The organism is Cyclobacteriaceae bacterium (assembly GCA_030584025.1).
Classification (GTDB): domain Bacteria; phylum Bacteroidota; class Bacteroidia; order Cytophagales; family Cyclobacteriaceae; genus UBA2336.
Map to the genome: position 1 here is coordinate 3767083 of CP129487.1, position 25384 is coordinate 3792466.

General features: G+C 43.2%; 24 protein-coding genes and 1 pseudogene. 19 read left to right on the forward strand and 6 right to left on the reverse strand.

Annotated elements, in window-relative coordinates; all coding sequences use genetic code 11:
- The first annotated feature begins 94 nt into the window (after positions 1–94).
- The 8 genes from mnmG to QY309_17095 all read left to right on the forward strand — a co-directional run bounded on the left by mnmG (position 95) and on the right by QY309_17095 (position 10634).
- Positions 95–1957: a tRNA uridine-5-carboxymethylaminomethyl(34) synthesis enzyme MnmG gene (gene mnmG, locus QY309_17060; protein WKZ59557.1), complete on the forward strand. Its 1863-nt coding sequence runs from the start codon at positions 95–97 to the stop codon at positions 1955–1957.
- Positions 1957–2844: a class I SAM-dependent methyltransferase gene (locus QY309_17065; protein WKZ59558.1), complete on the forward strand. Its 888-nt coding sequence runs from the start codon at positions 1957–1959 to the stop codon at positions 2842–2844. Before mnmG ends, QY309_17065 begins: the two co-directional genes overlap by 1 nt.
- Positions 2841–4580 carry an Ig-like domain-containing protein gene (locus QY309_17070; protein WKZ59559.1) on the forward strand — a complete coding sequence of 580 codons (1740 nt, stop codon included), beginning with the start codon at positions 2841–2843 and terminating at the stop codon, positions 4578–4580. Before QY309_17065 ends, QY309_17070 begins: the two co-directional genes overlap by 4 nt.
- A 218-nt stretch (positions 4581–4798) precedes the next feature.
- Positions 4799–6748 (forward strand): tetratricopeptide repeat protein, encoded by a 1950-nt coding sequence (locus QY309_17075; GenBank protein WKZ59560.1) that lies wholly within the window; start codon positions 4799–4801, stop codon positions 6746–6748.
- A 197-nt stretch (positions 6749–6945) separates the two neighbouring features.
- On the forward strand, positions 6946–8370 hold the full coding sequence (locus QY309_17080) for a fasciclin domain-containing protein (GenBank protein ID WKZ59561.1): 1425 nt from the start codon (positions 6946–6948) through the stop codon (positions 8368–8370).
- Between the two features lie 98 nt (positions 8371–8468).
- A complete protein-coding gene (locus tag QY309_17085; protein ID WKZ59562.1) occupies positions 8469–9494 on the forward strand; it encodes a histidine kinase in 1026 nt (341 codons plus the stop codon).
- Positions 9491–10252 carry a LytTR family DNA-binding domain-containing protein gene (locus QY309_17090; GenBank protein ID WKZ59563.1) on the forward strand — a complete coding sequence of 254 codons (762 nt, stop codon included), beginning with the start codon at positions 9491–9493 and terminating at the stop codon, positions 10250–10252. The genes QY309_17085 and QY309_17090 overlap by 4 nt, the downstream gene beginning before the upstream one ends.
- A gap of 34 nt (positions 10253–10286) precedes the next feature.
- Entirely contained in the window at positions 10287–10634 is a 348-nt protein-coding gene (locus QY309_17095) for a hypothetical protein (GenBank protein WKZ59564.1), read from the forward strand.
- Between the two features lie 7 nt (positions 10635–10641).
- On the opposite strand, the gene QY309_17100 is transcribed toward QY309_17095, so the two are convergent.
- From QY309_17100 to QY309_17115, 4 genes are all read right to left on the reverse strand, one after another.
- Entirely contained in the window at positions 10642–13338 is a 2697-nt protein-coding gene (locus tag QY309_17100; GenBank protein WKZ59565.1) for an ABC transporter permease, read from the reverse strand.
- A gap of 16 nt (positions 13339–13354) precedes the next feature.
- Entirely contained in the window at positions 13355–13687 is a 333-nt protein-coding gene (locus tag QY309_17105; GenBank protein ID WKZ59566.1) for a PadR family transcriptional regulator, read from the reverse strand.
- Positions 13688–13778: 91 nt separating this feature from the next.
- Entirely contained in the window at positions 13779–14864 is a 1086-nt protein-coding gene (locus QY309_17110) for a site-2 protease family protein (protein ID WKZ59567.1), read from the reverse strand.
- A 12-nt stretch (positions 14865–14876) separates the two neighbouring features.
- Complete coding sequence (locus tag QY309_17115) at positions 14877–15701, reverse strand: alpha/beta hydrolase (GenBank protein ID WKZ59568.1); 825 nt, start codon at positions 15699–15701, stop codon at positions 14877–14879.
- A gap of 129 nt (positions 15702–15830) precedes the next feature.
- On the opposite strand from QY309_17115, the gene QY309_17120 reads away from it, so the two are divergent.
- From QY309_17120 to QY309_17150, 7 genes are all read left to right on the forward strand, one after another.
- Positions 15831–16304 carry a DinB family protein gene (locus tag QY309_17120; GenBank protein WKZ59569.1) on the forward strand — a complete coding sequence of 158 codons (474 nt, stop codon included), beginning with the start codon at positions 15831–15833 and terminating at the stop codon, positions 16302–16304.
- 16 nt (positions 16305–16320) lie between these two features.
- Positions 16321–16980 (forward strand): fused MFS/spermidine synthase, encoded by a 660-nt coding sequence (locus tag QY309_17125; GenBank protein ID WKZ59570.1) that lies wholly within the window; start codon positions 16321–16323, stop codon positions 16978–16980.
- Positions 16981–17077: 97 nt separating this feature from the next.
- Entirely contained in the window at positions 17078–17890 is an 813-nt protein-coding gene (locus QY309_17130) for a universal stress protein (protein WKZ59571.1), read from the forward strand.
- Positions 17891–17960: 70 nt separating this feature from the next.
- Positions 17961–18365, forward strand: a complete 405-nt coding sequence (locus QY309_17135; protein WKZ59572.1) for a hypothetical protein — start codon at positions 17961–17963, stop codon at positions 18363–18365.
- A 3-nt stretch (positions 18366–18368) separates the two neighbouring features.
- A complete protein-coding gene (locus tag QY309_17140; protein WKZ59573.1) occupies positions 18369–18926 on the forward strand; it encodes a thioredoxin family protein in 558 nt (185 codons plus the stop codon).
- Positions 18927–19008: 82 nt separating this feature from the next.
- Positions 19009–20361 (forward strand): DUF1080 domain-containing protein, encoded by a 1353-nt coding sequence (locus tag QY309_17145; protein ID WKZ59574.1) that lies wholly within the window; start codon positions 19009–19011, stop codon positions 20359–20361.
- A gap of 15 nt (positions 20362–20376) precedes the next feature.
- Positions 20377–21723, forward strand: a complete 1347-nt coding sequence (locus QY309_17150) for a Gfo/Idh/MocA family oxidoreductase (GenBank protein ID WKZ59575.1) — start codon at positions 20377–20379, stop codon at positions 21721–21723.
- Positions 21724–21899: 176 nt separating this feature from the next.
- Here QY309_17150 and QY309_17155 read toward each other — a convergent pair whose 3' ends face one another.
- On the reverse strand, positions 21900–22526 hold the full coding sequence (locus QY309_17155; protein ID WKZ59576.1) for a hypothetical protein: 627 nt from the start codon (positions 22524–22526) through the stop codon (positions 21900–21902).
- 94 nt (positions 22527–22620) lie between these two features.
- Complete coding sequence (locus tag QY309_17160; GenBank protein WKZ59577.1) at positions 22621–23424, reverse strand: MBL fold metallo-hydrolase; 804 nt, start codon at positions 23422–23424, stop codon at positions 22621–22623.
- Positions 23425–23561: 137 nt separating this feature from the next.
- On the opposite strand from QY309_17160, the gene QY309_17165 reads away from it, so the two are divergent.
- The 4 genes and pseudogenes from QY309_17165 (at position 23562) to QY309_17180 (ending at position 25335) form a co-directional block, all read left to right on the forward strand.
- Positions 23562–23834 carry a hypothetical protein gene (locus QY309_17165; GenBank protein ID WKZ59578.1) on the forward strand — a complete coding sequence of 91 codons (273 nt, stop codon included), beginning with the start codon at positions 23562–23564 and terminating at the stop codon, positions 23832–23834.
- 23 nt (positions 23835–23857) lie between these two features.
- Entirely contained in the window at positions 23858–24082 is a 225-nt protein-coding gene (locus tag QY309_17170) for a CDGSH iron-sulfur domain-containing protein (protein WKZ59579.1), read from the forward strand.
- Between the two features lie 62 nt (positions 24083–24144).
- A pseudogene (locus tag QY309_17175) lies at positions 24145–25122 on the forward strand (cytochrome C).
- 9 nt (positions 25123–25131) lie between these two features.
- A complete protein-coding gene (locus QY309_17180) occupies positions 25132–25335 on the forward strand; it encodes a hypothetical protein (protein WKZ59580.1) in 204 nt (67 codons plus the stop codon).
- Positions 25336–25384 lie beyond the last annotated feature (49 nt).

Sequence of the window (25384 nt, forward strand, 5' to 3'; positions counted from 1 at the left end):
CACGTGAAACGCTTTGTGGAAAGTTTTGTGGAATTGTGGACATCCTTAGAAAGGCTAATTAATCCGGTTTAATCGTTCCACGTGGAACAACACTATGTTTAAAGAGTATGATGTAATTGTGGTGGGTGCGGGGCATGCGGGCTGTGAGGCTGCTGCTGCCGCAGCGAACATGGGGTCAAGTGTTCTGCTAATTACGATGAACATGGGCACGATAGCCCAAATGTCGTGTAACCCTGCTATGGGTGGGGTTGCCAAAGGGCAAATTGTTCGGGAAATTGATGCCTTGGGTGGTTTGTCGGGAATCGTTTCCGATAAGTCCATGATTCAATTCAGGATGCTCAATCTTTCGAAGGGGCCAGCAATGTGGAGTCCGCGCACACAAAATGACCGGATGAAGTTTGCAGAAGAATGGAGACTAGCCTTGGAAAACATCAAAAACCTGGACTTCTGGCAGGAAATGGTTAGTTCAATACTAGTTGAAGAGGGCCGGGTTGTGGGTGTTAAAACGGCCTTGGGAATTGAGATAAAAGCCAAAGCGGTTGTACTCACAAATGGAACATTCCTAAACGGAAAAATTCACATTGGAGAGAAAAACTTTGGTGGAGGACGCACTGGCGAGAAATCGGCCACGGGCCTTACCGAACAACTGACTTCCCTGGGGTTTGAGGCGGGTCGTATGAAGACGGGGACACCTCCACGGGTTGATGGACGCTCGTTGGATTACTCCAAAATGGAAGAGCAAAAAGGAGATGAAAACCCCGCTAAGTTTTCTTTCTCCGATACAAAGCCATTAACCAATCAACTAAGCTGTTGGATTACATACACCAATGAATCTGTGCACGATACGCTAAAGTTAGGGTTTGAACGATCGCCCATGTTTAGTGGTCGAATAAAAGGGCTTGGGCCACGATACTGCCCCTCGATAGAAGACAAGATCAACCGATTCGCGGAACGCGAACGACACCAAATATTTGTAGAGCCCGAAGGCTGGAATACCGTTGAAATCTACGTTAACGGGTTCTCTACCTCATTGCCAGAAGACATTCAGTATCAAGCGCTTACAAAAATAAAGGGCTTCGAAAATGCTAAAATGTTTCGGCCAGGTTATGCCATTGAATACGACTTTTTTCCGCCAACACAGCTCAAACTGACATTAGAGACGCAACTCATTGATAATCTGTATTTTGCTGGTCAAATTAACGGTACAACGGGGTATGAAGAAGCGGCTTGTCAAGGCCTAATGGCGGGAATAAATGCCCACAACAAAATCAATAACAAGGATCCTTTCGTGCTGAAACGTTCCGAAGCTTATATCGGGGTACTCATTGATGACCTGGTGAACAAAGGGACGCAAGAACCGTATCGAATGTTTACTTCAAGGGCTGAGTATCGTGTGCTGCTCCGTCAGGACAATGCCGATATTCGCTTAACGGAATTAGGCCACAAGTTGGGGCTTGCTACAGACGAAAGACTTGACCGTGTACTGGACAAAAAGAACGGTGTAAATCATCTGATCGCTTTCCTTGAAAAAGTGAAAGTTGATCCGATTCATGTGAACGATGAGTTGACGCAAATGAACACGGCTGTCATCCGAGAGAAGATAGCGGTTGCATCACTATTGAAACGGCCCGAGATCAGCATTCGGGAAATCAAGTCGCTTAACCGGGACCTGGCTCAAACGATAAATCAATTCTCAGAAGAAATTCAGCAACAAGCCGAGATAGAAATCAAATACCAAACCTATATTGAGCGCGAAAGAAAACTGGCTGAAAAAATAGGATCTCTGGAGAATTATAAAATAAAGGCTGACTTTGATTACGATCGGGTGAAAGCACTATCTGCAGAAGCACGGGAAAAACTCAAAAAAATAAAACCCGAAACGATCGGTCAGGCCTCTCGAATCAGTGGTGTTTCTCCCGCTGATATTTCTATTCTTACTGTTTACATGGGCAAATAATGACAACCATTGATCGCTGCCCCGTTTGTTCCGGTACACAATTAACCGATCTGTACAGTTGTAAAGATTACATGGTTTCACATGAAACATTTCAGATAAAAATCTGCAGCTCCTGTGCCTTAGGCATCACAACACCACGACCCGATTCAGAGAAGCTTGATAAATATTATTTGTCTGATGAATACATCTCCCATTCCGGAAACACATCAGGTTTCGTTGGAAGTCTCTACCGAACTGCCCGCAAAGTAACGCTTGGGTGGAAGCAAAAACTTGTTGAATCGCAGACCTCAAGTAAGAATAAGTCAGTACTAGACTTTGGGTGCGGGACCGGTGAATTTCTTTTAACGATGAAGAAGAAAGGTTGGACCATAGCCGGAGTAGAGCCTTCCAATCTTGCCCGTGAAAAAGCGGACAACTTGTTAGGCATTACAACACTACAATCGCTTAAAGATCTAGGTAAAAATAATTTCTCTGCCATTACCCTGTGGCATGTACTGGAACACGTACCCCACTTGAACGAAACACTTGCCACATTTCTTCAGCTAATCGACAAACGTGGCGCTTTATTTGTTGCAGTACCTAACTATCAATCCCCCGATGCCCAGCACTACAAACAATATTGGGCTGGGTTTGATGTGCCGCGACACCTTTGGCACTTTTCAAAAGAAAGTATGACACAACTGCTGAACAGAAATGGATTTGAACTTGTAGCTATAAAACCCATGATTCTGGATTCATTTTATATCAGTCTGCTAAGCGAAAAATACAAAGGTAAACCAGGATATAGGCAATACGTTAACGGATTTCTAAATGGATTAAAATCGAATAGTGAAGCCAGAAAAAAAACTAACTTTTCAAGCCTAATCTATATTGCGCGGCCCAAATGAGACTAATCAGATACATAGCACTCATACCCATAATTCTACTTGGATGCGCCAAGCAAACAACACCTACCGGAGGAGAAAAGGACGAACAACCACCAACCCTGCTGAAGTCGAATCCACCTGACCGCCAAACAAATTTTAAAGGGAACGAAATCGAACTTACGTTTGATGAACTGGTACAGGTGAATGCGGCACGCGAACAAATTATTATCACGCCATCCATTGGAAAAAAGTTTGAGGCAGAGGCAAGAAAGAAAACAGTAATACTAAAGCTCAACAGCGAACTAAAAGACAGCACCACATATACCATTATGTTTCGCGATGCTGTTCAGGATTTGACCGAGCGAAATCCTGCTGTGAATCTCAAGCTTGCATTCAGTACCGGTAGTCTTATTGATTCCTTGTCCATTTCCGGATCGGTCTCCAGTCTTCTGGAGGATAAGCTGTTGAAAAATTATACAGTAGGACTGGTACCCTATCACGACACGGTAAACATTTTCAAGCACGAAGCCCAGTGGATAACTATCACAAACGACAAAGGAGAGTACCAGCTCGACAATCTGAAAGCGGGAAGTTATCTGCTCTATGCGTTCGATGATAAAAATAAAAACCTGATAGTCGATAGCCGAAATGAAGCCTTTGCTTTTAAGGCCAAACCTTTACAATTGGATTCGTCCGTAACACAACAAAACTTGAAAACTGTTCTGTTGGATCAACGTGAATTTAAACTAATTTCTGCCAGGCCCATTGCCCGATACTTTAACGTAAGGACAACCAAAGGTATCGCTGATTATAAAGTTACTTCTCAGGTTGATTCGATCGCTATCAGTTCTTTTCTAGAAGACATTTCAACTGTTCGCATTTACAATACTTTCCCACAACTCGACAGTCTACCTGTTAATATTCACTTCGTTGATAGCGCAACTAACACAATTGATACATTGATCTACGTAAAATTTGATACGCGGACATCAACCAAAGAAAACTTTACCACCAAAATTACTTATGCTGACTTCCTTCAAAATAAATCAGTACTGAATGCAGAAATTACAGCAAACAAACCAATTCTAAGTATTGTAACTGACAGCATATTCATTCAAACAGATTCCGTAAATAAAATTCTCTTCTCAGCAGAAGACATCACTTACAGCGAGGATAGAAGGAAAATCTACATTAATAAGACCCTTCCCAAAGAAACAGACTTTACAACAAAACCACCCGCCTCTGGAAGAATAACAAGGGAAAGAGGTGAAGTAGCAAAAGAGGAGATCGCAAAAGAAGAAAAGCCGACTATACCTCTCAACAATTTAATACTTCCTGCCAACACCATACTTTCAATAGAGTCTGATTCCTCAACAGCATTACAGTCACCAATTAAAACCATTACCCCAGATAACTCAGGAATAATTTTTATAGAAGTAAATTCTGAAGCGAATATTCTGGTTCATGTACTTAACAAAAGCTTTCAAGTTATTCAGCAGTCCGATTCAAAAACTGCAAGATTCGAAAACCTGGCACCAGCCGATTATTATGTTCGGGTTATCATAGACAGGAACAAAAACGGAAAATGGGACCCCGGTAATTTCTTCAACAAGGCGGAACCTGAGCCAGTAATCTTTTGGAAATCGGAAAAAGGCCTTCCAACAACAAATTTAAAGGCAAATTGGGAAGTGGGTCCCTTGTTGATAAACATTGAAAACAATGTGGATAACAGGGAAAATAATACACCAAAACCCTGAATATCTCTAAAAAGTCAAAACCACTGTATCAATTGTGTAAAAAACCGTCTCTAACAAAAGCTTTCAACACCTCGTTTAATTAACAAAGCAGATTTTACAAGCATCCACACCATGTTGATAACCCAGATAACCCACTGATAACGAAACGAATATTTTCCATAAAAAATTAACGTAAATTAAACACCACAAGACCAGCGAAAAATTGTCCACATTTCAACATGACTAATAACTATTATAAAAAATACATATATATATTATTAATAATAATACCCTCGGTATTGTGTAGTCTTTCGTTGAATGCTCAAAATCAACAAGACATTCAACTGGCTAATGAATATTTATTAAAAGGTGATAAGCTAAAAGCAATTGAGTTATATCGCGACCTGGCCAAAAGCGATGTTAATATTCCGTACATCCACAATAATTATTTAAGCGTTTTACTTGATGCCGGAGATAGTGAAGAGGCGCATGCTTATTTGAAACGGGTATTGCGTAGGGATCCTGAAAATATTCAATACCGAACAGACGTAGGAATTGTTTATGCCCGAACAGGTGAGCTCGCCAAAGCAGATAAATATTTTAAAGACTTAATACAAACCTACAAGGGCAACATAACCCGCATTAAGATGATTGCGGATTATTTGTCGGGTAAATCACTAGCGGAATATTCCATAATTGCATTAACCGAAAGCAGGCAAACGGTTGGAAACCCCTATTTGTTTTGCCTGGAGCTGGCCATGCTTTACCGGGTGAAGGGAGAAAAGGACAAGATGGTTCAAGAGTACCTGAATTATGTTACCCAAAACTCCGGTAATATTCAGTACGTGAAAAATGTGATGCAGGCCTTGCTCACTAAACCTGATGAGTTGGAGAGCCTGGAGAAAATTCTATACGACCGCATTCAAAAGTATCCGGATGTTGATGTGTACTCCGATTTGTTGATCTGGGTGACCATGCAACAAAAGAATTTTTATGCGTCCTTTATTCAGGCGCGGGCTTACGATAAGCGGTATAAAAAATTTGGCGAACGATGCATGGAGGTGGCGCGGGTAGCATTGGACAATGAAGATTATGACAACGCCTTTCGCAGTTACAGCTATGTGGTAAAAGAATATCCTACAGGACCGTATTATCTACAGGCACGATTAGGATTGGTTAAAACCCGTGAAGCGCGGATTAAAAACACATTCCCGGTTAATGCAGATTCCGTACGAAACTTAATTGCGGCCTATACCGAATTTATTGATTCATATCGTGATAACCCCAATGCGCATGAAGCTCAACGAAGTGAGGCATTGTTGTATGCCAACTACCTTGATGAGAAAGATAAGGCCGTTGAATTATTGAATAACCTGATCGAAAACCCGCGAGCATCACTGCAGATAAAATCAAAAACGAAGTTGGATCTTGGTGATATTTATTTACTGAAGGGAGAAACCTGGGAGTCTTCCTTACTTTACTCACAGGTTGAAAAGGCGCTGAAAGAAAGTCCGCTTGGCTATGAGGCGAAATTAAAAAATGCAAAGCTGTTTTATTACCGCGGCAACTTCCGGCTTGCACAGGAGCACCTCGATATTTTGAAAGAAGCCACTACCCGCGAAATTGCCAACGATGCGATGGAGTTGAGTATGCGCATCAAAGAAAATATTGCATTCGATTCTGTAGGCTCAGCCTTAAAAGCGTTTGCTTCAATTGAGTTGTTACTTTATCAGAACAAGACGGCTGATGCTTTGAAAGAAATCTCATATTTAAAAGAGGGCCGGATAAAGGTTTCAACAAAAGGGATGTCAAAAGAAGAGGCATTTCTGCTAAATATCAGCCTGACTCCCGGCAGTGATTCGGCCTGGGTATCATTCTCCAATCATACCATTCTTGATGACGTCTATTGGTTAGAGGCGAATATCCGCATGAAGAAGGGCGAGTTTGAAACCTCCCTCGGCTTGCTTCAAAAAATCCTTACCGATTACCCGGAAGACATTCTGGCGGACGATGCATTTTTTCTGCAGGGAGAAATTTATGAACGCCAATTGGCTAATAAGGACAAAGCCATGGAAATCTATCGGGAGTTTCTAAACAAGTTTCCAGGCAGTGTGTATACAGCCGAAGCGAGAAAACGTTTTCGCGTACTACGAGGTGACTTTTCGGATGCGGAACAGCCCGAATTATAGAACTTGGTTTAACACTTAAGTTCAGCGCTTATACAAAGTCGGTTTTGCAGACGTCACCGAAATACCCCACTCACACCAAAAGTAAAACGACTCAATCCGGATAATACTCCATTCAGGGTCATTTGCATATCAATTTAATCGACTTCAGGGTTTAAGGTTTGTTGAAAGTTTAATCAATAACCATAAACAAACCTCGTATGAAATCAGAGCAAAAATTTAGAACAAACTGGTTTTCAAAAGCCAGAATCGCCCTGCTCTCGTTAGCAATTGTTACGCTTACGATTACAGCCTGCGATGATGATGATGACAACGGAACTATGCGACCAACACAAAACATTGTTGCGTTGGCGCAAGGTAACAGCAACCTGACAAGCCTGGTTGCAGCACTCACCAAATTCCCTGATCTGGTAACCACACTTAGCGGAACAGGTACAAGCTTCACCGTATTTGCGCCAACCAACGCTGCATTTGAATCCCTGTTGGATGCGATCGGTCAGGAAAGTTTAGATGATATTCCTGAAAGCGTATTGCGCGATGTATTGCAGTACCACGTAATTGCAGGCGCTGCAGTAAGATCAACTCAACTCACAGCCGGTCCCGTTGAGACAGTTGGGGGTGAAGACATTGTGGTAACTACTGCCGGTGGAATTCGTTTGAATGGCAGTGTTAGTGTGTTAACAGCTGATGTTGAAGCTACTAATGGAATCGTGCACGTAATTGATGCTGTGCTTGTGCCACCCACAATCGTTCCGATCGTTGGAACCATCGTAGCACCAGCTTATTTTAATAAGAATTTCACCACGCTAATTGCGGCTGTAAATGCAGCATCTCCTTCAATCCTTCAGGCATTGCTGGCGGCTGGTGATAAAACCTTGTTTGCACCGACAAATGAAGCTTTCGAAGAAGCAGGTATAACAACTTTACCTGATCAGGCAACCTTAAATGCTGTACTACAGTACCACGTTATTGCCGGTACAGAAGTATTTGCAGCTGATATCGAAAACGGAAGTTCTTCTGCTGAAACATTGAATGGTAACATTTATTTAAGCAAGGGAGAAGCAGGTGTGTTCATCAATGGGACCACACAGGTAATTGCGACAGACATTACCGCATCTAATGGTGTAGTGCATGTGATTGATAGGACGTTATTACCTCCATCACAGACCATCGCAGACATCGCTATTGATTTCTCCGATAACGCTGAACCAGAATTTACGCAGTTAGTTGCTGCGCTTTTAAAGGTGCCAGCTTTGCTTGAAGCGGCTGACGCTGATGGTAACCTTACCGTGTTTGCTCCAACAGATGCGGCCTTTGAAGCACTTTACGAAGCCTTGGACGTAGCTGACATAGATGAGCTTGAAGCAGCTATCGGAAATGAAAAACTGGCAGAAGTATTACAGCACCACATTGTAGCTGCCCGCGTATTCTCTACCGACTTATCATCAGGTGCAGTAACTACGTTAAATCAGGACATCACCATTAACTTATCAAACCTAACCATCACAGATGGAAATGGTAGTACACCTGCAACAGGTCTTGTGCCTTCATTGCTGGACGTACACGCAACCAATGGTGTGATCCATGTAATTGATAAAGTACTGATCCCAGACGGAATCTTGTAGGAAGGGGGGTTGGTTTAGGAGTGAAGAGTCCCGCGCAAGCGGGACTTCTTCTATTCTACCGAAAGTTTAATTTTGTAAATCATTAAAAATCGAAAGTCGTGTTTGGGGTACGCTATCGATACATTTTTATACTGGCGCTTGCTATCTACTCGTATATCAACATTCGGTATACGGTAGGCGATAAGCTCTTCGATTTCCCCATCTCTCAACTTTATCTTTTTCTGGCGCTTGCCTTGGTTGTGCTTGGAGTCTGGGAACTGAATCGCTTTGCCGAATCCCGCCTCGATAAAATTTCTGCTTTTTTTCATAAGCGGGTACACCCGCTAATCTTACTGTTTGGTATTAGTCTTTTAAATGTTGGGGCTGTTTGTTTTGTGGTTATGGAAGGGCTGTATGCCGTTCTTAACATGCCGGTTCAGGTAAATACCGCTCACCTCACGTTGCTGATGGCATTTGGTTTCCGTGTAAACCTGTTCTTAAACTGCATCAATGCTATTGTGTTTTACATGACTAAGTTGAAGCGAACACAACTTGAGGCGGAGCAACTAAAGAAAATTTCTATTGAAGCCAGGTTTGAGGCGTTACGAAATCAAATCAATCCACACTTTCTTTTCAACAGTTTCAATGTGCTTTCAACGCTGGTTTATAAAGATCAGGATACGGCTGCAAGATTCATTGAGCAACTTTCTAACGTTTACCGGTATTTACTATATAACCAGGAACGAAAAGTAGTGCCCTTAAAAGATGAGCTTGCCTTTATTGAATCCTATATCTACTTGTTGAAAATTCGTTTTGGTGAAAATCTTTCTGTTAAAAACGAGATCACCAGAAACGGTGAACATTTTTATGTGGCTCCGGCCGTGCTGCAAATGTTGATTGAAAACGCCATTAAGCATAACGTGGTTTCAAGAAAAAACCCATTGGAAATCGTGTTGCGGTCAGAAAACGGTAGCATTGAGGTGACAAACAACCTCCAGGAAAAAGAGATCAAGGAAGAATCCACACAAACTGGGCTAAGGAACATTCAGGACAGATATCTGTTTTTAACAGAACGACAGGTAAAAATCGAAAAATCGCCTGCGCGGTTTACGGTAAAAATACCCCTGTTGGAACTATCGAAATGAATGTACTGATTGCTGAAGACGAACCGCTCGCGGCAGAACGCTTAATCGACCTTTTACAGGAATGCGACCCGGCCATAAGGGTTGCGGAACAGGTGGATAGCGTGAAAGACCTGGCTCGATTTTTTGAGAGCGGCAAAACTGCTGATTTACTTTTGCTGGATATTCAATTGGCAGATGGGAAAAGTTTCGAAGCGTTTAATAAAACAAATGTAACCGCCCCCATCATTTTCACCACTGCGTACGATCAATATGCCATTCAGGCGTTTAAGCATTTTAGCATTGATTATTTGCTAAAACCGATTCGTAAAAACGAGTTGGAAGGTGCATTGAAAAAATTCAATCAAATCCGTCAACCTTTTGGCAACGAACAACTAAGCATGCTGAAACAGTTGTTAGACCAACAAGGGACGAAAAGATACAAAGAGCGTTTTTTGATCAAATCAGGTAACAAACTTCAATACAAAGCAACGGAAGAGGCCGCGTATTTTTTTGCAGATGGCAAGCTTTGCTATTTCGTAACCAAAAAAGAGAACAAGAAATTTTTAATCGACCATACACTGGAGGAACTGGAAACAACGATTGACCCAAAGAACTTTTTTCGCATTAGCCGCAAATTCATTTTGCATATTGATGCCATTCATGAGATAAAAGGTTCCGTAAGTGCGCGCATGGAAGTAAAGCTAGCACAGCCTTGTGAACACGAGCTTGTGGTTAGCCGTGACCGCATACAGGCATTTAAAACTTGGTTGGATAGGTGATCGCATATTATATTAGCGAATTCAGATTGAACCTATGTCCCGAATATTATTTTTTATTGTGCTGCTCAGCTTGACAGCACCAGCGCTTGCTCAACAAACGCCATACGAAAATCTTGATTCATTAAAGAAGGAAATTCTGGAACTCCGCGCAGACGTTGATCAGATTCAATTAAACCTCCAAACCTCGCAGAATAAATTCAAGCGAGGCATCGCAATAGCCACAATCGGATACAGCGTTACCATTGCAGGCGGACTAATGCTTGGCCGCAAAAATGATGAACTTGGAAAGGGTCTGTTGATTGCCGGAGGGGCAACCGGAGTTACCGGAACCATTTTAATGGTGGATGCCTTTCGGCATCTCACCAAAAAAAAATCCAGGTAATTTTAAGTTATTCGCTTCTCAACGAATTCACGGGATTACTCACAGCCGCTTTTATAGATTGGAAACTCATGGTTAACAACGCAATCACAAAAGCAGTAAGACCAGCCACGCCAAACACAGTCCAACCTAAGGTGATTTTGTATTGATAATCTTCCAGCCATTTGTTTACAGCCCACCAGGCAACAGGCGAAGCAATTGCAAAAGCAATGAGAACCAGTTTGCCAAACTCTTTAGACAGCAGTACAACAATGCTGGTGACACTGGCACCCAACACTTTTCGGATACCAATTTCTTTTGTGCGCTGTTCAGCAGTAAAAGCAGTAAGTGCAAACAGACCAAGACAAGCGATGACGATAGCAAAGCCAGCAAAAATGGCGAACATTTTACCGAGTCTCATTTCGGCAGCATACATGTTGCCGAAGCGTTCATCAAGAAAGGTATACGTAAAGGGTTGGCCGGGCGCCATCTCTTTCCACTTCGATTCCAGCAGGTCGATAACGGCCTTGGTATCCTGTGATTGAAACCGAAACGAGAGATATCCCTGAGGTCGTGTACTCAAAAACAACATAACAGAACCAACATTTTCTTTCAGCGATTCGAAATGAAAATTCTCAACAACACCGATTACGGTTAATGATTCCATTTCGTCCGGGTTTACACCCTGCTCATCACCCTTAAAGGTTAAAATCTTTTTACCGATCGGGCTTCCTTCAAAACCAAAGTTCGTTGCTGCAGTCTCGTTCAAGATAACAGCCGAAGAGTCGGACGGAAAGTCTTCTGAAAAATCGCGGCCATCTTTAATGGTCATACCTAATGTTTTCAGGTAGTCGTAATCAACAGCCCAGTTCTGAAGACTCACCAGGTTTTCATGTTGTGAAGGATTTTTTCCTTCTGCCCACCAGGGACTATCGCTGCGCCAGGTACCCGACACCGGTAAAAATCCACTGAATGTTCCGTTTACTATCATGCTGTTCTTCAGTATTTCATTTTTATAAGCAATTCGATTATTACCCAGTGCATCCGCATCCTCAACCATGATTACCAGATCTTTATCAAACCCGATTTTTTTGGTTTGGATGAAGTTCAACTGATTGAACACAGCAAGGGTTGAAATAATCAGAACAATGGAAATGGCAAACTGAAACACAACCAACGAACTGCGGATGAATCCGCTTTTCATGCCAAGTGAAACGTTTCCCTTAAGTACGTTTACGGGCTTAAAAGCGGAAAGAAAAAATGATGGATACACACCCGCCAGCAGGCCCGTTACAATAGCACCGCTGATGAGGAGGAGGTAGAAGGAAGTTGATTGAAAGGGAATAGAAAGTTGCCGACTGGCCAGATCGTTGAAGACCGGCAGCAATAAGTAGGCAATACCAATAGCGATAATAAAGGAAAAGAAACTGAGCAAAATGGATTCGCTAAGAAACTGACGAACCAGGTGCGAACGAAATGAACCCATCACCTTTCGTACACCAACTTCTTTTGCACGATTGGCAGAGCGCGCGGTTGATAAGTTCATGAAATTAATGCAGGCGATGGCCAGAATAAACAAGGCAACCGCACTAAACAAGTAGACATACGTAACATTGAAATTTGGCTCAAATTCTCCTGTCAAATCACTTTTAAGATGAATATCAGTTAAAGGCTGCAGGGTGTACTCAATTTTGTTGCCCGATTCTTTGAATTTTTCAATGGTGAAGTCATCTCCAAGTACCTGTGTAATTTGCGGTGCCACCCGATCCATTACTAAATTCATCAGCTTTTCTTCAACCGCTTTCGGGTCAGCATCAGGATGTAGCAGCATATAGGTTTGAAAGTTGTTGCTAAGCCAGCTGGGACTTTTTGCTTCACTAAGCCCTTCCATGGATAGAATTAAATCGAAATGAAAGTGACTGGTGGCAGGCATGTCTTCATATACACCGGTTATTTTAAAGTTCCATCGATTGTCAAGGATCAACGTTTGTCCAAGTGCACTTTCTCCCGGAAAGAATTTTGCAGCGGTGCGTTTGCTGATGACCATGGTATTGGGCTCTTCAAGGCTTTTTTCAGGATTGCCCACGAGCATGGGCACTGTGAAAATTTTAAAAAAATCTTTTCCGGCCCAGATTACATTTTTTTCTTTGATGTTTTCTGTTTCGCGCTTTACCAGATATGATCCACGCTCACGAAAATGTACAGCCGCCTCTACTTCAGGAATCTCCATTGGCAAACTTGCGGCCATAGGAGCTGGAGCGTAGGTCATGTTCCAATGGTTTCCACCAAAAATAACTTCCGACTTAATCCGATAAATGCGATCCGCGTGCTCGTGATGCTCGTCGTAACGGATTTCATGGACCACAAAAAAAACAATGATCATACAAACGGCTACACCAACAGATAAGCCAAGTATGTTGATGAACGAATAGAAACTATGTTTGCGCAAATTGCGTGCAGCTATGGTGAGGTAGTTTTTAAGCATGATTTTAGTTTTATGATTTCCTGCGTGTAATGTTTCAACTTGTGTTTGACGAAGGCCTTGCGTATAACCAAATGATTTCAATACATCGTGGTATGCATCAATAAATCGGTGACCTTGCTGCATTCTGTCCTCTGTGGCGGAACAAACATGATCAACCAACTCATCTTGTATATCCTCTGCCACTATTCCACGGTAGTGAAGGTCTTTGATGATGTAGTTAATATGTTCAGTGTTGAGTTGCATGGTTATGTAGTACGCTCTAAATCAGTTGTACGTTCAGCACGTTTTGCATCGTTCTGATAAAATCCACAAACTCAGTTACGCGCTCTTTTGCTTCAGCTTTACCGGGAGCCGTTAAAGCATAGTACTTGCGCATACGTTTCCCAATGTTTACAACTTCTGTTTTCAACAAACCCTCAGCTTCAAGCTTATGAAGCGTAGGGTAAAGCGCCCCTTCCGTGAGCAAAATCCGGTCAGCCGAAAGCTCCTTAACCCGTTGGGTTATTTCGTAGCCGTACATTTTTCCATGATCTTTCAGAACCTTCAGCACAATGGTCTGCAGCGTTCCTTTTAGGAGTTCGGGTGAATGCATAATAGCCTAATACATAATTGTCTTATGCATAAGACGCACCGGCATAGCCGATGGTTGCACCACCCGCAAGAAAATCTTTAAAAAGTGAGATTCAGTCTTTTTTGGTGGCTTCGCTGATCATCAGAAATTCAGCCACGTTTTCGGTATCTAACATGCCCACCAACTCATTATTGCTGAATACCGGTGCCGCAGACTGTTGTTTTGTGCGCATGGTAGTCCAGGCCTCTTCAAGGGGCATTTGTATTTGAAACGAAAGGAACTCACGATTCATAAATCGATCAACGGTTTCTGCCCCCTTATTTTCGCGCAACGCCTTGATAATTTCATCCCGACTTAGCGTACCCAGCACACTTGCTCCATCCACAACCAGAAAATTTTTGTTTTGTGAGGCCAGTAACTGATCGGAAGCATATTCAATTGTGTCTGATGGTTTTAATGCGGGAATTTGTTTCATCACAGCATTAGCAACCGTGTATCCTGAAAGCAACGATCTTGCTTGCGCATACTGTGCTTCACCCTGTGCGCCAAGAAAAATGAATACGCCAATAAAAATCAGGAAAGGGTTGGAGAAGAACCCGACAAAAACAAAACCAATGGCCAGCAACTGCCCGATTGAGGCTGCAATACGCGTGGCCACATGGCGTTCGAACTTAAACGAAAGCAATGCACGTAATACACGACCACCGTCCATTGGAAATGCAGGGATCATGTTAAATACCGCTAGCCAAATGTTAACAACCATAAGTGATGGTAAGAAATTATGATGACTGAACCGGGTAACATCAAGATCATCAAGTCCACCACTTAAGCTCAGTAAAGGAAAAAGCAACCCTGCGATTACTACATTTACCATTGGGCCGGCAAGCGCAACCACCAATTCTTCTTTGGGCTTTTCGGGCATGGATTCCAGTTGAGCCACACCACCAATGGGCAGTAACGTGATGTTGGCGGTTTTAATGCTGTAGCGCCTGGCCGCAAGAGCATGACCCAACTCGTGCAGCGTAACACACGCAAATAAGGTAAGGATGAATAGGATACTCCAAAGAATATCAATTGTACCCATGCCTTGTTTCAGGTTACTGTAAACGATATATCCAATCAGAATCAGGAAAGTCCAGTGCACAAAAACCTGTATGCCTGCAACACGACCAAGAGATAACGAGTATTTCATTTTCATAAAGCAAAGATTCTATTTTTCAGCTGATGTAAAATGATTTCCATCAACCCGAACATGACTCAGAAATTTTTCAAGGATATAGTTCACCTCATCTGGTTTTTCAATGGTTGAGCTATGGCCAGCACCAGGTATGATTTCCAGTACCGAGCCATTGATTTGCTTATGGATGCGCTGAGCCTTTTCAGGCGTTGTTGCTACATCTTCCTCGCCAACAATGACCAGCGTTGGTTTTTGTATGGAGCTGATCTCACCAAATACACTGCTTCGGTTTATCACACCATTTACAGCACGAGTAACCGTTTTGGGTAAAGTCATCATTTTTTCCCAAAATACTCTTTCTTCAGCTCGTTGTGGATCGGTGATAAATGTTTTACCGAAAAGAATGTTCATAATTTTCTTATAGATGGGCTTACTGCCTGCAACCTTGAAGATCAGGTTTAGCGCACTGTACTTCAATTTGTTCACTTCACCATCAGCAGAAGTCTCCATTAGTGTAAGGCTTTTTATCAAATGCGGTTTCCGTGAAGCTAACCGCATACCCACAAATCCCCCCATGCTTAAGCCAACAAAATGGACGGGCCCTAACTGCAAATTTTCAATAAGTGCAGCGGCATCCAGAAACAAGCCATCCATATCATAACCCGTTTTGGTTATTTCGCTTTGGCCCTGGCCGCGGTGGTCATAGGCAATGCATCGATACCGGCTTTTGAAAAAATCGATTTGTGCACGAAACATTTCATGCGAAAACAAAAGTCCGTGTGAAAACACGATGGTCTCCTCTCCGGTACCCTCATCGATGTAAAACAAACTGGCGTTATTGCAATTAATGTGCGGCATGGCAAAGCGGTTTAGCTAAATGTATTACACAAAAGGAAGTATTTCAAGGACATTTGTCAGTCTATACTTTAAAACCACAGGTTTTTATGAAATCACACTTAATTGTATTTTCACCACATAGCACAAAGAATGAAAAGTGAACTTTTTACGCACCAGTACGAGTTGGTACAATCCTCAAGGAATGTTGTATTGGATTTTTGTATGTCTTTTCGAGAAGGAGATTATACCAAGGGCTTAATGTTTGATGGCAAAAGCATCTGTAACCTCCACATACACACTGCCAATACGTATCAAGGTTGGATTATGACCATAGCACGTAACCTTCAGGCAGAGCGATACAAAGAGGCTGAATATCAATCCCCTCAGTCAATCAAAGAATTATTTCAGGAGATTGACGCCATGGTATTTTCCTTTATTCAGGAGAGCGCGCACAACTGGTTGGAAACCCTGGAAGCAGAGATTAGAGGTAAAAAGTATAGTATAACACGCGCTCAGATTTTTACACACGTAATCACACACGAATTCCATCACAAAGGACAAGTATTGATGCTGGCCAGGCAGATGGGTTATACCCCACCGGATACGGACATTATCCGAATTTGATCAGCATACTGCCAAGATGAAATCTTTTGAAAAACTTCTAAGTTACGTTTCCGGCCAAGTGGTAGAAGCGCGTCCAAGCACAGTAAGCGGTGAACTGGAAGTGTGGTACCAAAACGGGAGATATGTGTTGCACGCTCCCGATGCCAACTATTCATTCGATACGCTTCATCGCGTGTTTCAAAAAGCCTTTAAGCGGTATGAGATTAAAAAGAGAAACCCAAAGAATGTTTTGGTGTTGGGTTTTGGTGCGGGCAGTGTGGCCAGTATTCTATGCGATGAGTTAAAACTTTCTCCAGCCATCACCGGTGTCGAACTTGATCCGGAAGTAATTGCCCTGGCAAAAAAATATTTTGATCTGGATCGGTTTTCAAAACTATCCATACACCTTGGCGATGCAGCCGAATTTGTTCAACAGGAAAAGGCGCAGTACGATTTGATTGTAAGTGATGTTTTTGTGGATAAGCACATTCCGGAAAATCTTATCCAAGAAAATTATATTGAAAACCTGATTCGACTCACAGCAATTGGTGGGCTGGGCATGATGAATGTTATTGTAGAAACAAAGGCGCAAAGCGAGACTCAAAAGCAAGTAATACAATGGTTTGTTGATCGGGGAGCTCAACCCGAGAGTTATCGGGTTTCTTCCATCAACCAGTTGCTGATCTGGAAGTGTTAAAGAAAGCGGCTGACAAAGGTCACCACCCGTATTGATTCGCATCATATGGCAGCAGTGCCAATCCTGCTACATTACCCTCACTTCTACATTACGGATCATGAAAAAAATTCTTGTTCCTACGGATTTCTCTGTGTGTGCAGACAATGCCGTACAGGTAGCGCTGGAGATAGCTGGTAAGTTTCAGGCCGAAATTATTTTTCAACATTTGCATGATGATCTTTCCGGTAGCGCGCATACGCTACAAGGAACAGCCAAACAACACGAACTTGGGCACATAAAAGCCATGCTGGATACATTGGTGCATAAAGCAGAAAGCGCTGGCTTATCTGCCCGTCCGTTGCTCGTGCTCAACAAGGGAAACGATAAAATTGAAAACTACATTGAGTCGCTGGGTATTAATTTGGTAGTGATGGGCTCGCACGGTGCAACCGGTATACGCGAACGAATTCTCGGATCTCAAACGCAACGTGTAGTTCGTCACTCAGCTGCACCGGTTTTGGTTATCAAACACAAGCCCGAAAGAAAAGGATTCAAGAACATTTTGTTTGCCACCACCTTCCATGAAAACCCAGCGGCTACAATTGAGCCGGTTGTGAAGCTCGCATCTGCTTACACTGGAAAAATACATATGTTGTACGTAGGACTTGAAAAGGATACGCAAACGAAAGCTGAAGTTGAAGAGAAGATGCAGCTGCTTGAGCAAAAATTTCCTCACACAACATTTACACGAAACTTCATTACCACAAATGATCCGGAATGGGGTATTCAATATGTTGCTAAGGATATTGCCCCGGATGCCATTGCCTTAACCACCCAACTTAAGGTTGGCAGGTTTATGTTTACCCACAGCCTGGCCGAAGATCTTGTAAATCATGAAAACCGCCCGGTACTGGTTATCAATCCGAAATAAGTGTATAAACGGTTTGAAAACTTTCTTGCAACGGTTGACATCACGTGCAGGTTGATGGAAATTTGCAGGTATGAGCATCACCGAGTCTCCGGTACGGGCCCGTCCATCCATTGATACGGATGTATTGTTTGCTATTCATCCCGAATGGCTGAACGATTCGTATGTGTACGTGCACGCGCACATGAATGAAACCGATCAGGAGATGCTCGTTCGAATCTGGAAGTCGACATTTTTGATTGACAAAAGCTCAGGTAATAAGTCAGCATTGGTTCATGCCGAGAACATTACGTTTGCTCCTGTATGGACGATCGTACCCAAAAACTTCTCGTATACATTTTTGTTGATCTTTCATGCATTACCAAAATCCTGTACGGTTTTTGATTTGGCGGAACAGATTCCGCAGCCGGGTGGTTTTTTTATTGCGGATATAGCGCGTAATAAATCAGATGTATATCACCTGAACTTAACCCTCTGAAATATGGCCGCAACTCCTTCAACTATGGTTTCATTGGGAACGCCCGCTCCAGCGTTTACGCTTAGCGATGTGGTTTCCGGAAAAGCGATTTCCCTTCCGGAGCAGAAAGGAAAAGTTGCCACAGTCATTATGTTTATCTGCAATCATTGTCCGTATGTCAAACATATTAATGTAGCGTTGGTGAAGCTGACAACCGATTATCTGCATCGTGGCATTTTGTTTATGGCCATCAGTTCAAACGATGCAACGAAATACCAGGAAGATGGCCCCGAAAAGATGAAATCAGTTGCGCTTCACCATAAGTACCCGTTCCCCTATCTCTACGATGAAACCCAGCAGGTAGCCCGCGCTTTTGATGCCGCATGCACACCCGATTTTTTCGTTTATGACAAAGACTTGAAACTTGTTTACCGCGGACAGTTTGATGACTCGCGACCGGGCAACAACATTACGGTTACCGGGAATGATTTGCGCCAGGCTCTTGATTGCATTATCGCAGGCAATCCGGTTTCGCCACAGCAAAAAGCCAGCATCGGGTGCAATATCAAATGGAAGCAGTAAAACACGAGCCGTTCAACGGAAAATTGCTGGCACTAATTCGAAAACATCCGTAACTTAATCGCTTAACATCCCATGTTAGCCGATGAAAGTACTACTTGTATTTCTACTCCCATGCTTCGCATGCTTGTGTGCAGCACAAAACATCATGCCCGATAAGAAACTTTTTAACGGAAAGGACCTCACTGGCTGGAAGGTGCTGAACGGCAAAGCAAAATTTGAAGTGAAGGATGGCATGATCGTGGGAACTACAGTAGCCAATGAGCCAAACTCTTTTCTGGCAACAGAAGAATTGTTTGGTGATTTTATTCTGGAGCTGGAGTTTAGGGTTGCCGATGGAACAAACTCGGGCATACAGTTTCGCAGCGAAAGCAAGCCCGATTACCAAAACGGTCGTGTACATGGGTATCAATATGAAATTGATCCATCACCACGTTCATGGACAGGCGGGATTTACGATGAATCCCGAAGAGAATGGCTTTACACATTGGAGTATAACAGCAAGGCCAAACAAGCCTATAAACCCAACGAATGGAATGTAGCGCGAATTGAGTGCATCGGGAACACGTTGCGCACATTTATTAATGGCGTTCCGGCTGCACATGTTGTAGATGATATGACCCCACGTGGCTTCATTGCCCTTCAGGTGCATTCGGTAGGAAGCCTTTCGGAAGCGGGCCGTCAGGTGTGTTGGCGCAACATCAACATTCAAACAAAGAATCTTAAGCCCACACCTTGGGATGAGGCGTTCGTAGCAAACCTTATTCCGAATACCCTTTCAAAGCAAGAAGAAAAAAACGGTGTGCGTTTGCTGTGGGATGGAAGCACCACCAAGGGTTGGCGCGGAGCATACAAATCGGGCTTTCCGGAAAAGGGCTGGTTAGTTTACAACGGTGTGCTCAGCGTACAGAAATCCGGAGGAGGTGAATCCACCAACGGTGGCGACATTGTTACAACAGAAGAGTATGCTGCATTTGATTTACAGTTTGAATTCAAACTAACAGAAGGCGCCAATAGTGGTGTTAAATATTTTGTGACTGAAAGTGAAGGAAACAAGGGATCAGCAATTGGCCTCGAATACCAGATACTTGACGATGCCCGCCACCCGGATGCCAAAGAAGGCGTTGTGGGAAACCGTACATTGGCATCGCTGTATGATCTTATTCCCTCCGTAAAAATTTCGCGCGGTCAGCGAAAAATCGGGGAATGGAATCATGGAAGAATTGTCGTTTATCCCGACAACCGCATTGAACACTGGCTCAACGGATACAAGGTTGTAGAATATCAACGCGGCACACCAATCTACCAGGCATTGGTTGCCCGTAGCAAGTATGCGGTGTGGGAAAATTTTGGAATGGCCGAGCGTGGACGAATTCTCCTCCAGGATCATGGCGATGAAGTTTCCTTCAGAAGTATTAAAATCAAAACGCTGGAATAAATACAAAAGAGATCTATGAAAAACTCCAGACGATCATTCATGAAGAAATCAGTTGTTGTTGCTGCCGGAGCACTCGCATTCAGCGCACGAAGTTATGCCCGCATTATCGGAGCAAATGATCGGGTGCGTGTGGGTGTAATTGGCTTTTCCGATCGACTTAAATATTCCCTGCTCCCCTCGTTCATGAATCACAGCAAGGAGCTGAACTTTGAAATCAGTGGCGTATCCGACATCTGGAAAGTGAGAAGGGAAGAAGGCGCACAATTTTTAAAAGAGAAATTGGGTTATGGGGTCAAATCATATGTTAACAATGAAGCCTTGTATGCTGCGAAAGAATCCGATGCGGTCATCATCAGCACTTCTGATTTTCAACATGCCCTTCATACCATTGAAGCCGTGGAGGCCGGGTGCGATGCGTATGTAGAAAAACCTTTTGCTGAAACGATGGAAGATAACCGTGCGGCATTAGCGGCTGTGAAAAAGAGTGGCAAAATAATTCAGATCGGATCACAACGAAGAAGTGGTGCGAATTACCATGCTGCCGCAGACTTTATTCAGCAAGGAAAGTTTGGCGCCATTACCATGGTTGAATTAACGTGGAATGTTAACCAGCCCGGCCGCTGGAGACGCCCGCAACTCGTAGCACAAATGAAAGAAGCGGATACGGACTGGAAACGTTTTTTGATGAACCGGCCTTTCGAGCCGTTTGATGCACGCAAATATCTGGAGTACCGGTTATTCTGGCCTTATTCTTCCGGTATACCCGGTCAGTGGATGAGCCACCAGATTGACACCATACACTGGTTCTCCGGATTGGAGCATCCGCGAAGTGTAGTAGCCAACGGAGGCATTTACATGTGGAAAGACGGAAGAAAAAACTGGGACACCATGACTGCCGTGTTTGATTACGGACCGAAAAGTGATTTGGCATCGGGCTTCCAGGTCGTGTTCAGCTCGCGCATGCATAACGGTGAAGAACGCCCAACAGAAATTTATTATTCAAATGGAGGTGAACTGAATCTCATCACCAACAAGGTAACACCAGGCGGTGGGCTTGCGGAACATCATGCAAAGGCAATGAATATGCAACCAAATTTACTGCCTGAGGTTATGTTGGAAGATTCATCTGTGCAAACGGTATCAAGCGCAAACACCGGTGGTGACATTACCACCTCGAATCACATGCGCAATTGGATGGAATGTGTTCGTTCGCGCAAACAACCCAATGCCCCTGTTGAAGCCGGTTATCAACATTCCATTGCCTGCATCATGACCACAGCCGCATCACGCACGGGCGAGAAGGCAACCTTTGACGAAGCAAAGCAGGAAGTGATGGCGGGAGGAAAAGTTTTTAAGTACTAGAATCCGTCTCCAAAAATGACTCCGTCATTGCGAACGCAGTGAAGCAATCCCCCATTTGAGCCTGAAAATGAGATTGCTTCGGTCTCCCGATTCCGATAGCTATCGGGATTATCGGGATCCCTTGCAATGAAGATCTTTCTATTTTTGAGATGGATTCTAAATGTTTGTACTGGATTTTAATTAAGCTGTGCGCCTGATGGTGGCGATGTCTTCGGTAACGTTTTGGAGGTAAAGACAAGCGCCTGCAACACAATCAAAATAACAATGGTAATACCGAATGCGAATTGTGAGGCCACCTTACCGGATATGTACAGTTCTTCAACCTGTTTCATAATCAATTTCGACTCCTCCAACTGGATATCGGATAAGCTACTCAGTAACACAAGCGCCTGGTTTGCCAATGCCAGTTTATCTTCATCACTTTGTGATGATGCCATCTCGAATTTCTTCAACGTTTTAAGTAATTCAGCAAACGTAACATCCTCCTCCTTGGTAAATTTTGTTTTCAGGTAGGCTTCGCTTAAGCCATCGATATGCGAAAGCAACGCAGTAACCTGACCGGCAGAAGACTCACCACTTTGATCCGAAACAAGAAGGGCCTGCTTGATTTCGTAGATGTCGATAGTCATTTTTAAAATATAATCTTCAACAATCAACCTGTCTTCATACAAGGTGCTGATGGAGTTTTTTACGTTGTTGGTATGATCGCGATCAAGATAATTGCTAAACAGTACCAATACGCAAAGCGTAAGGAGCACACCGGAAGCGGTTATTTTATTTTGTATGCTGTAGGTCCATTTCATAAGTAGAAAATATTTTCGTTGACGTATGAAGGTAACACCGATTATCTGAGCAATAAAGCAGTCACGGCTATTTCTATAATACAAGAGACCATTCTTAAAACAACGAAAGCTGAACCTCTTGCACAACAGGCTGCTCGTGGATGTGAAAAACCTTTGTTTCCCTGTAGCGCGATGCAATAACAATGTTGATATCTCCGGCTTCTGATTTGAACAAGCCCTCAACCAGCGCAGGCGAGTTGTTCTCTTTTGAAATGTGTGATAAAAATAAATGACTCATAAACGAAGGTCTATGCTCTTTGAATAATTCCAATGCCTGCATATTTGATAAATGACCCTTGTCACTCCTGATTCTGTTTTTCAAATGAAGCGGATAAGGTCCTGTTTCCAGCATGTCATCATCGTAATTGGCTTCCAGGAAAGCTGCATGGCATTGCGTGAAGTGATGGATAACGTTGTCACACGCCACTCCCAAATCGGTGAACACACCCACCTTCACGGTATCATTTGAAATAATAAAACTGTGCGGGTCGGTAGCATCATGGAATTTAGGAAAACCCGTAATGGTAAGTTTTCCAATGCTCACCGGTTCATGCGCTTTGAAAGGAAAAATTAAATGTTGCTTCACACGCAAGCCACGGTGTTGCAGCGTAGCAGGTGTAACATAAACCGGTAGCTTATATTTTTTGGAAATTCCGGCAACACCCTTGATGTGGTCGGAATGCTCGTGCGAAACAAAAAGGGCCTTCACTTTTTTCATCGACAGGTTGAGCCGACTCATGCGAAGCTCCGTTTCCCGGCAGGAGATACCCGCATCAATTAAAACAGCCTCATGATGGTTACCAACGTAGTAGCAGTTGCCGTTGCTTCCCGAATTCAATGAGGCTACAAATAATGACATGCCCGAAAGTAGGAAAAATCGCCTGACTACTTGTGACACTTGATTTTATCTTTTTTATGAATTTTTGTTGGGAACGAACCTTCGTGTTGGATGCTCATCAGAATGGTATACTTTTGTTTATATCTTATAAAAAAAATATGGCACTTTTTAATCCAGTACAAGTAAAGGAAATCAACGAAATAATTGCTGAGATCGCCAAAGCCGTTAAGGCTAAGGATGAAATTGGGGCCAACGATAAAGCATTACTGTCGTCCTTGCTCAAAACACATGATCCAAAAAAGAAGGCTACGTATTTCAAGTGCAAGCGTGAGTACTCAGATGCTATTGTTGCGCATTTTGTGAAGGAGAAGGGTATTGCCAAAAGCCGGTTTCATAAAAATAGCCAGGCGTACATTTTTATTGTAAAATGATTTATACTAAACCAACCTGAACGATGGCAGCTACGAAAATCACTGTTAACAATAATGGCTCACTCAAAATAGAAGGCGACTTTGAAATTGTTGATATGCAGGGAAACACCTATGGCTTGCAAGGAAGAACATTGGTGTCTCTTTGCCGATGCGGACTGTCAAAGAATAAACCATTCTGCGATGGTTCACATAAAGGTCATCTTGAGCACGAGGCAAAAGCCTTTGATCTACCACCAAGAAAAGTGTAACGCTGTGGAATAGGGTTTGGAATATTCTGTAACTTCCCGTAACCAACCAAACCCCTCATCCGATGAAAAAACTATTCAAGTACATCGGCTACTTGCTACTGATTTTTCTTGTAGCAGTGGCTGCCCTGCTCACGTATGTAAAACTTGCTTTGCCCAATGTTGGTGAGGCAGAAGCGTTACAAATAGACTACACGCATGAGCGAATTGAACGCGGGAAGTACCTGGCCAATGCTGTAAACCTGTGCATGGATTGTCATGCACAACGCGACTGGACAATGTTTTCAGGTCCACCAAAGCCAGGCACACTTGGAGCGGGTGGTGATGTGTTTGATCAAAGCGTAGGTTTCCCGGGTGTGTTTTATGCAAAGAACATTACACCAACAGGCATCGCGCGTTATACCGATGGCGAGCTATATCGTGTTATTACAACAGGAGTGAACAAGGAGGGAAAAGCATTATTTCCGGTAATGCCTTACTTGTACTACAGCAAAATGGATCCCGAAGATATTTATAGCATCATCGCCTACATTCGTTCGCTTGAACCCGTGCAGAACGATGTTCCGGAATCAAAAGCTGACTTTCCATTCAACTTTATCATGAACCTCATTCCGCAAAAAGCAGAACCACAAAAGCGCCCGGATAAATCGGATTGGATTGCCTATGGTGCATAGATGACCAATGCATCAGGATGCATCGAATGTCATACCGATGTGAAGGATGGCCGCATTATTTCAGAGCTTGCTTTCAGTGGCGGCAGGGCGTTTCAATTTCCGGATGGATCAATTGTGCGTTCAACCAATTTAACTCCGCACGCAACAGGCATCGGTTCATGGTCGGAGGAAATGTTTGTTCAACGCTTCAAGCAGTATGCGGATTCAGCCTATGTGCTCCCAACGGTAAACCCGGGCGAGTTTAACTCCATAATGCCGTGGACCATGTATGCACACATGGAAGAAGAAGATCTCAAAGCAATTTTTGCTTACCTGAAAACTGTTGCGCCAATTGAGAATATTGTTGAGCGGTTTACGCCTAAAAACTAAAGACTTGTTATGGTTGCGCTCGTAATTCGTCTTTTACTGGTTGTTATTGTTATTGGCCTGGCATTTTTCATCATCAAATCATTCCTGTTGCAATCTGATACTGTACGATGTTCACGATGTGACGGCAAGGGATTTTGGTACGGAGCACGGGGTAAAGAGAAATGCGACTGGTGCAAAGGTTCCGGAAGGTTAAATCGTGATGCCAAACAATAGCCGAGACCACTCAAAAAGCAACGAAAAACTAATTAAAACCCCATTTTTC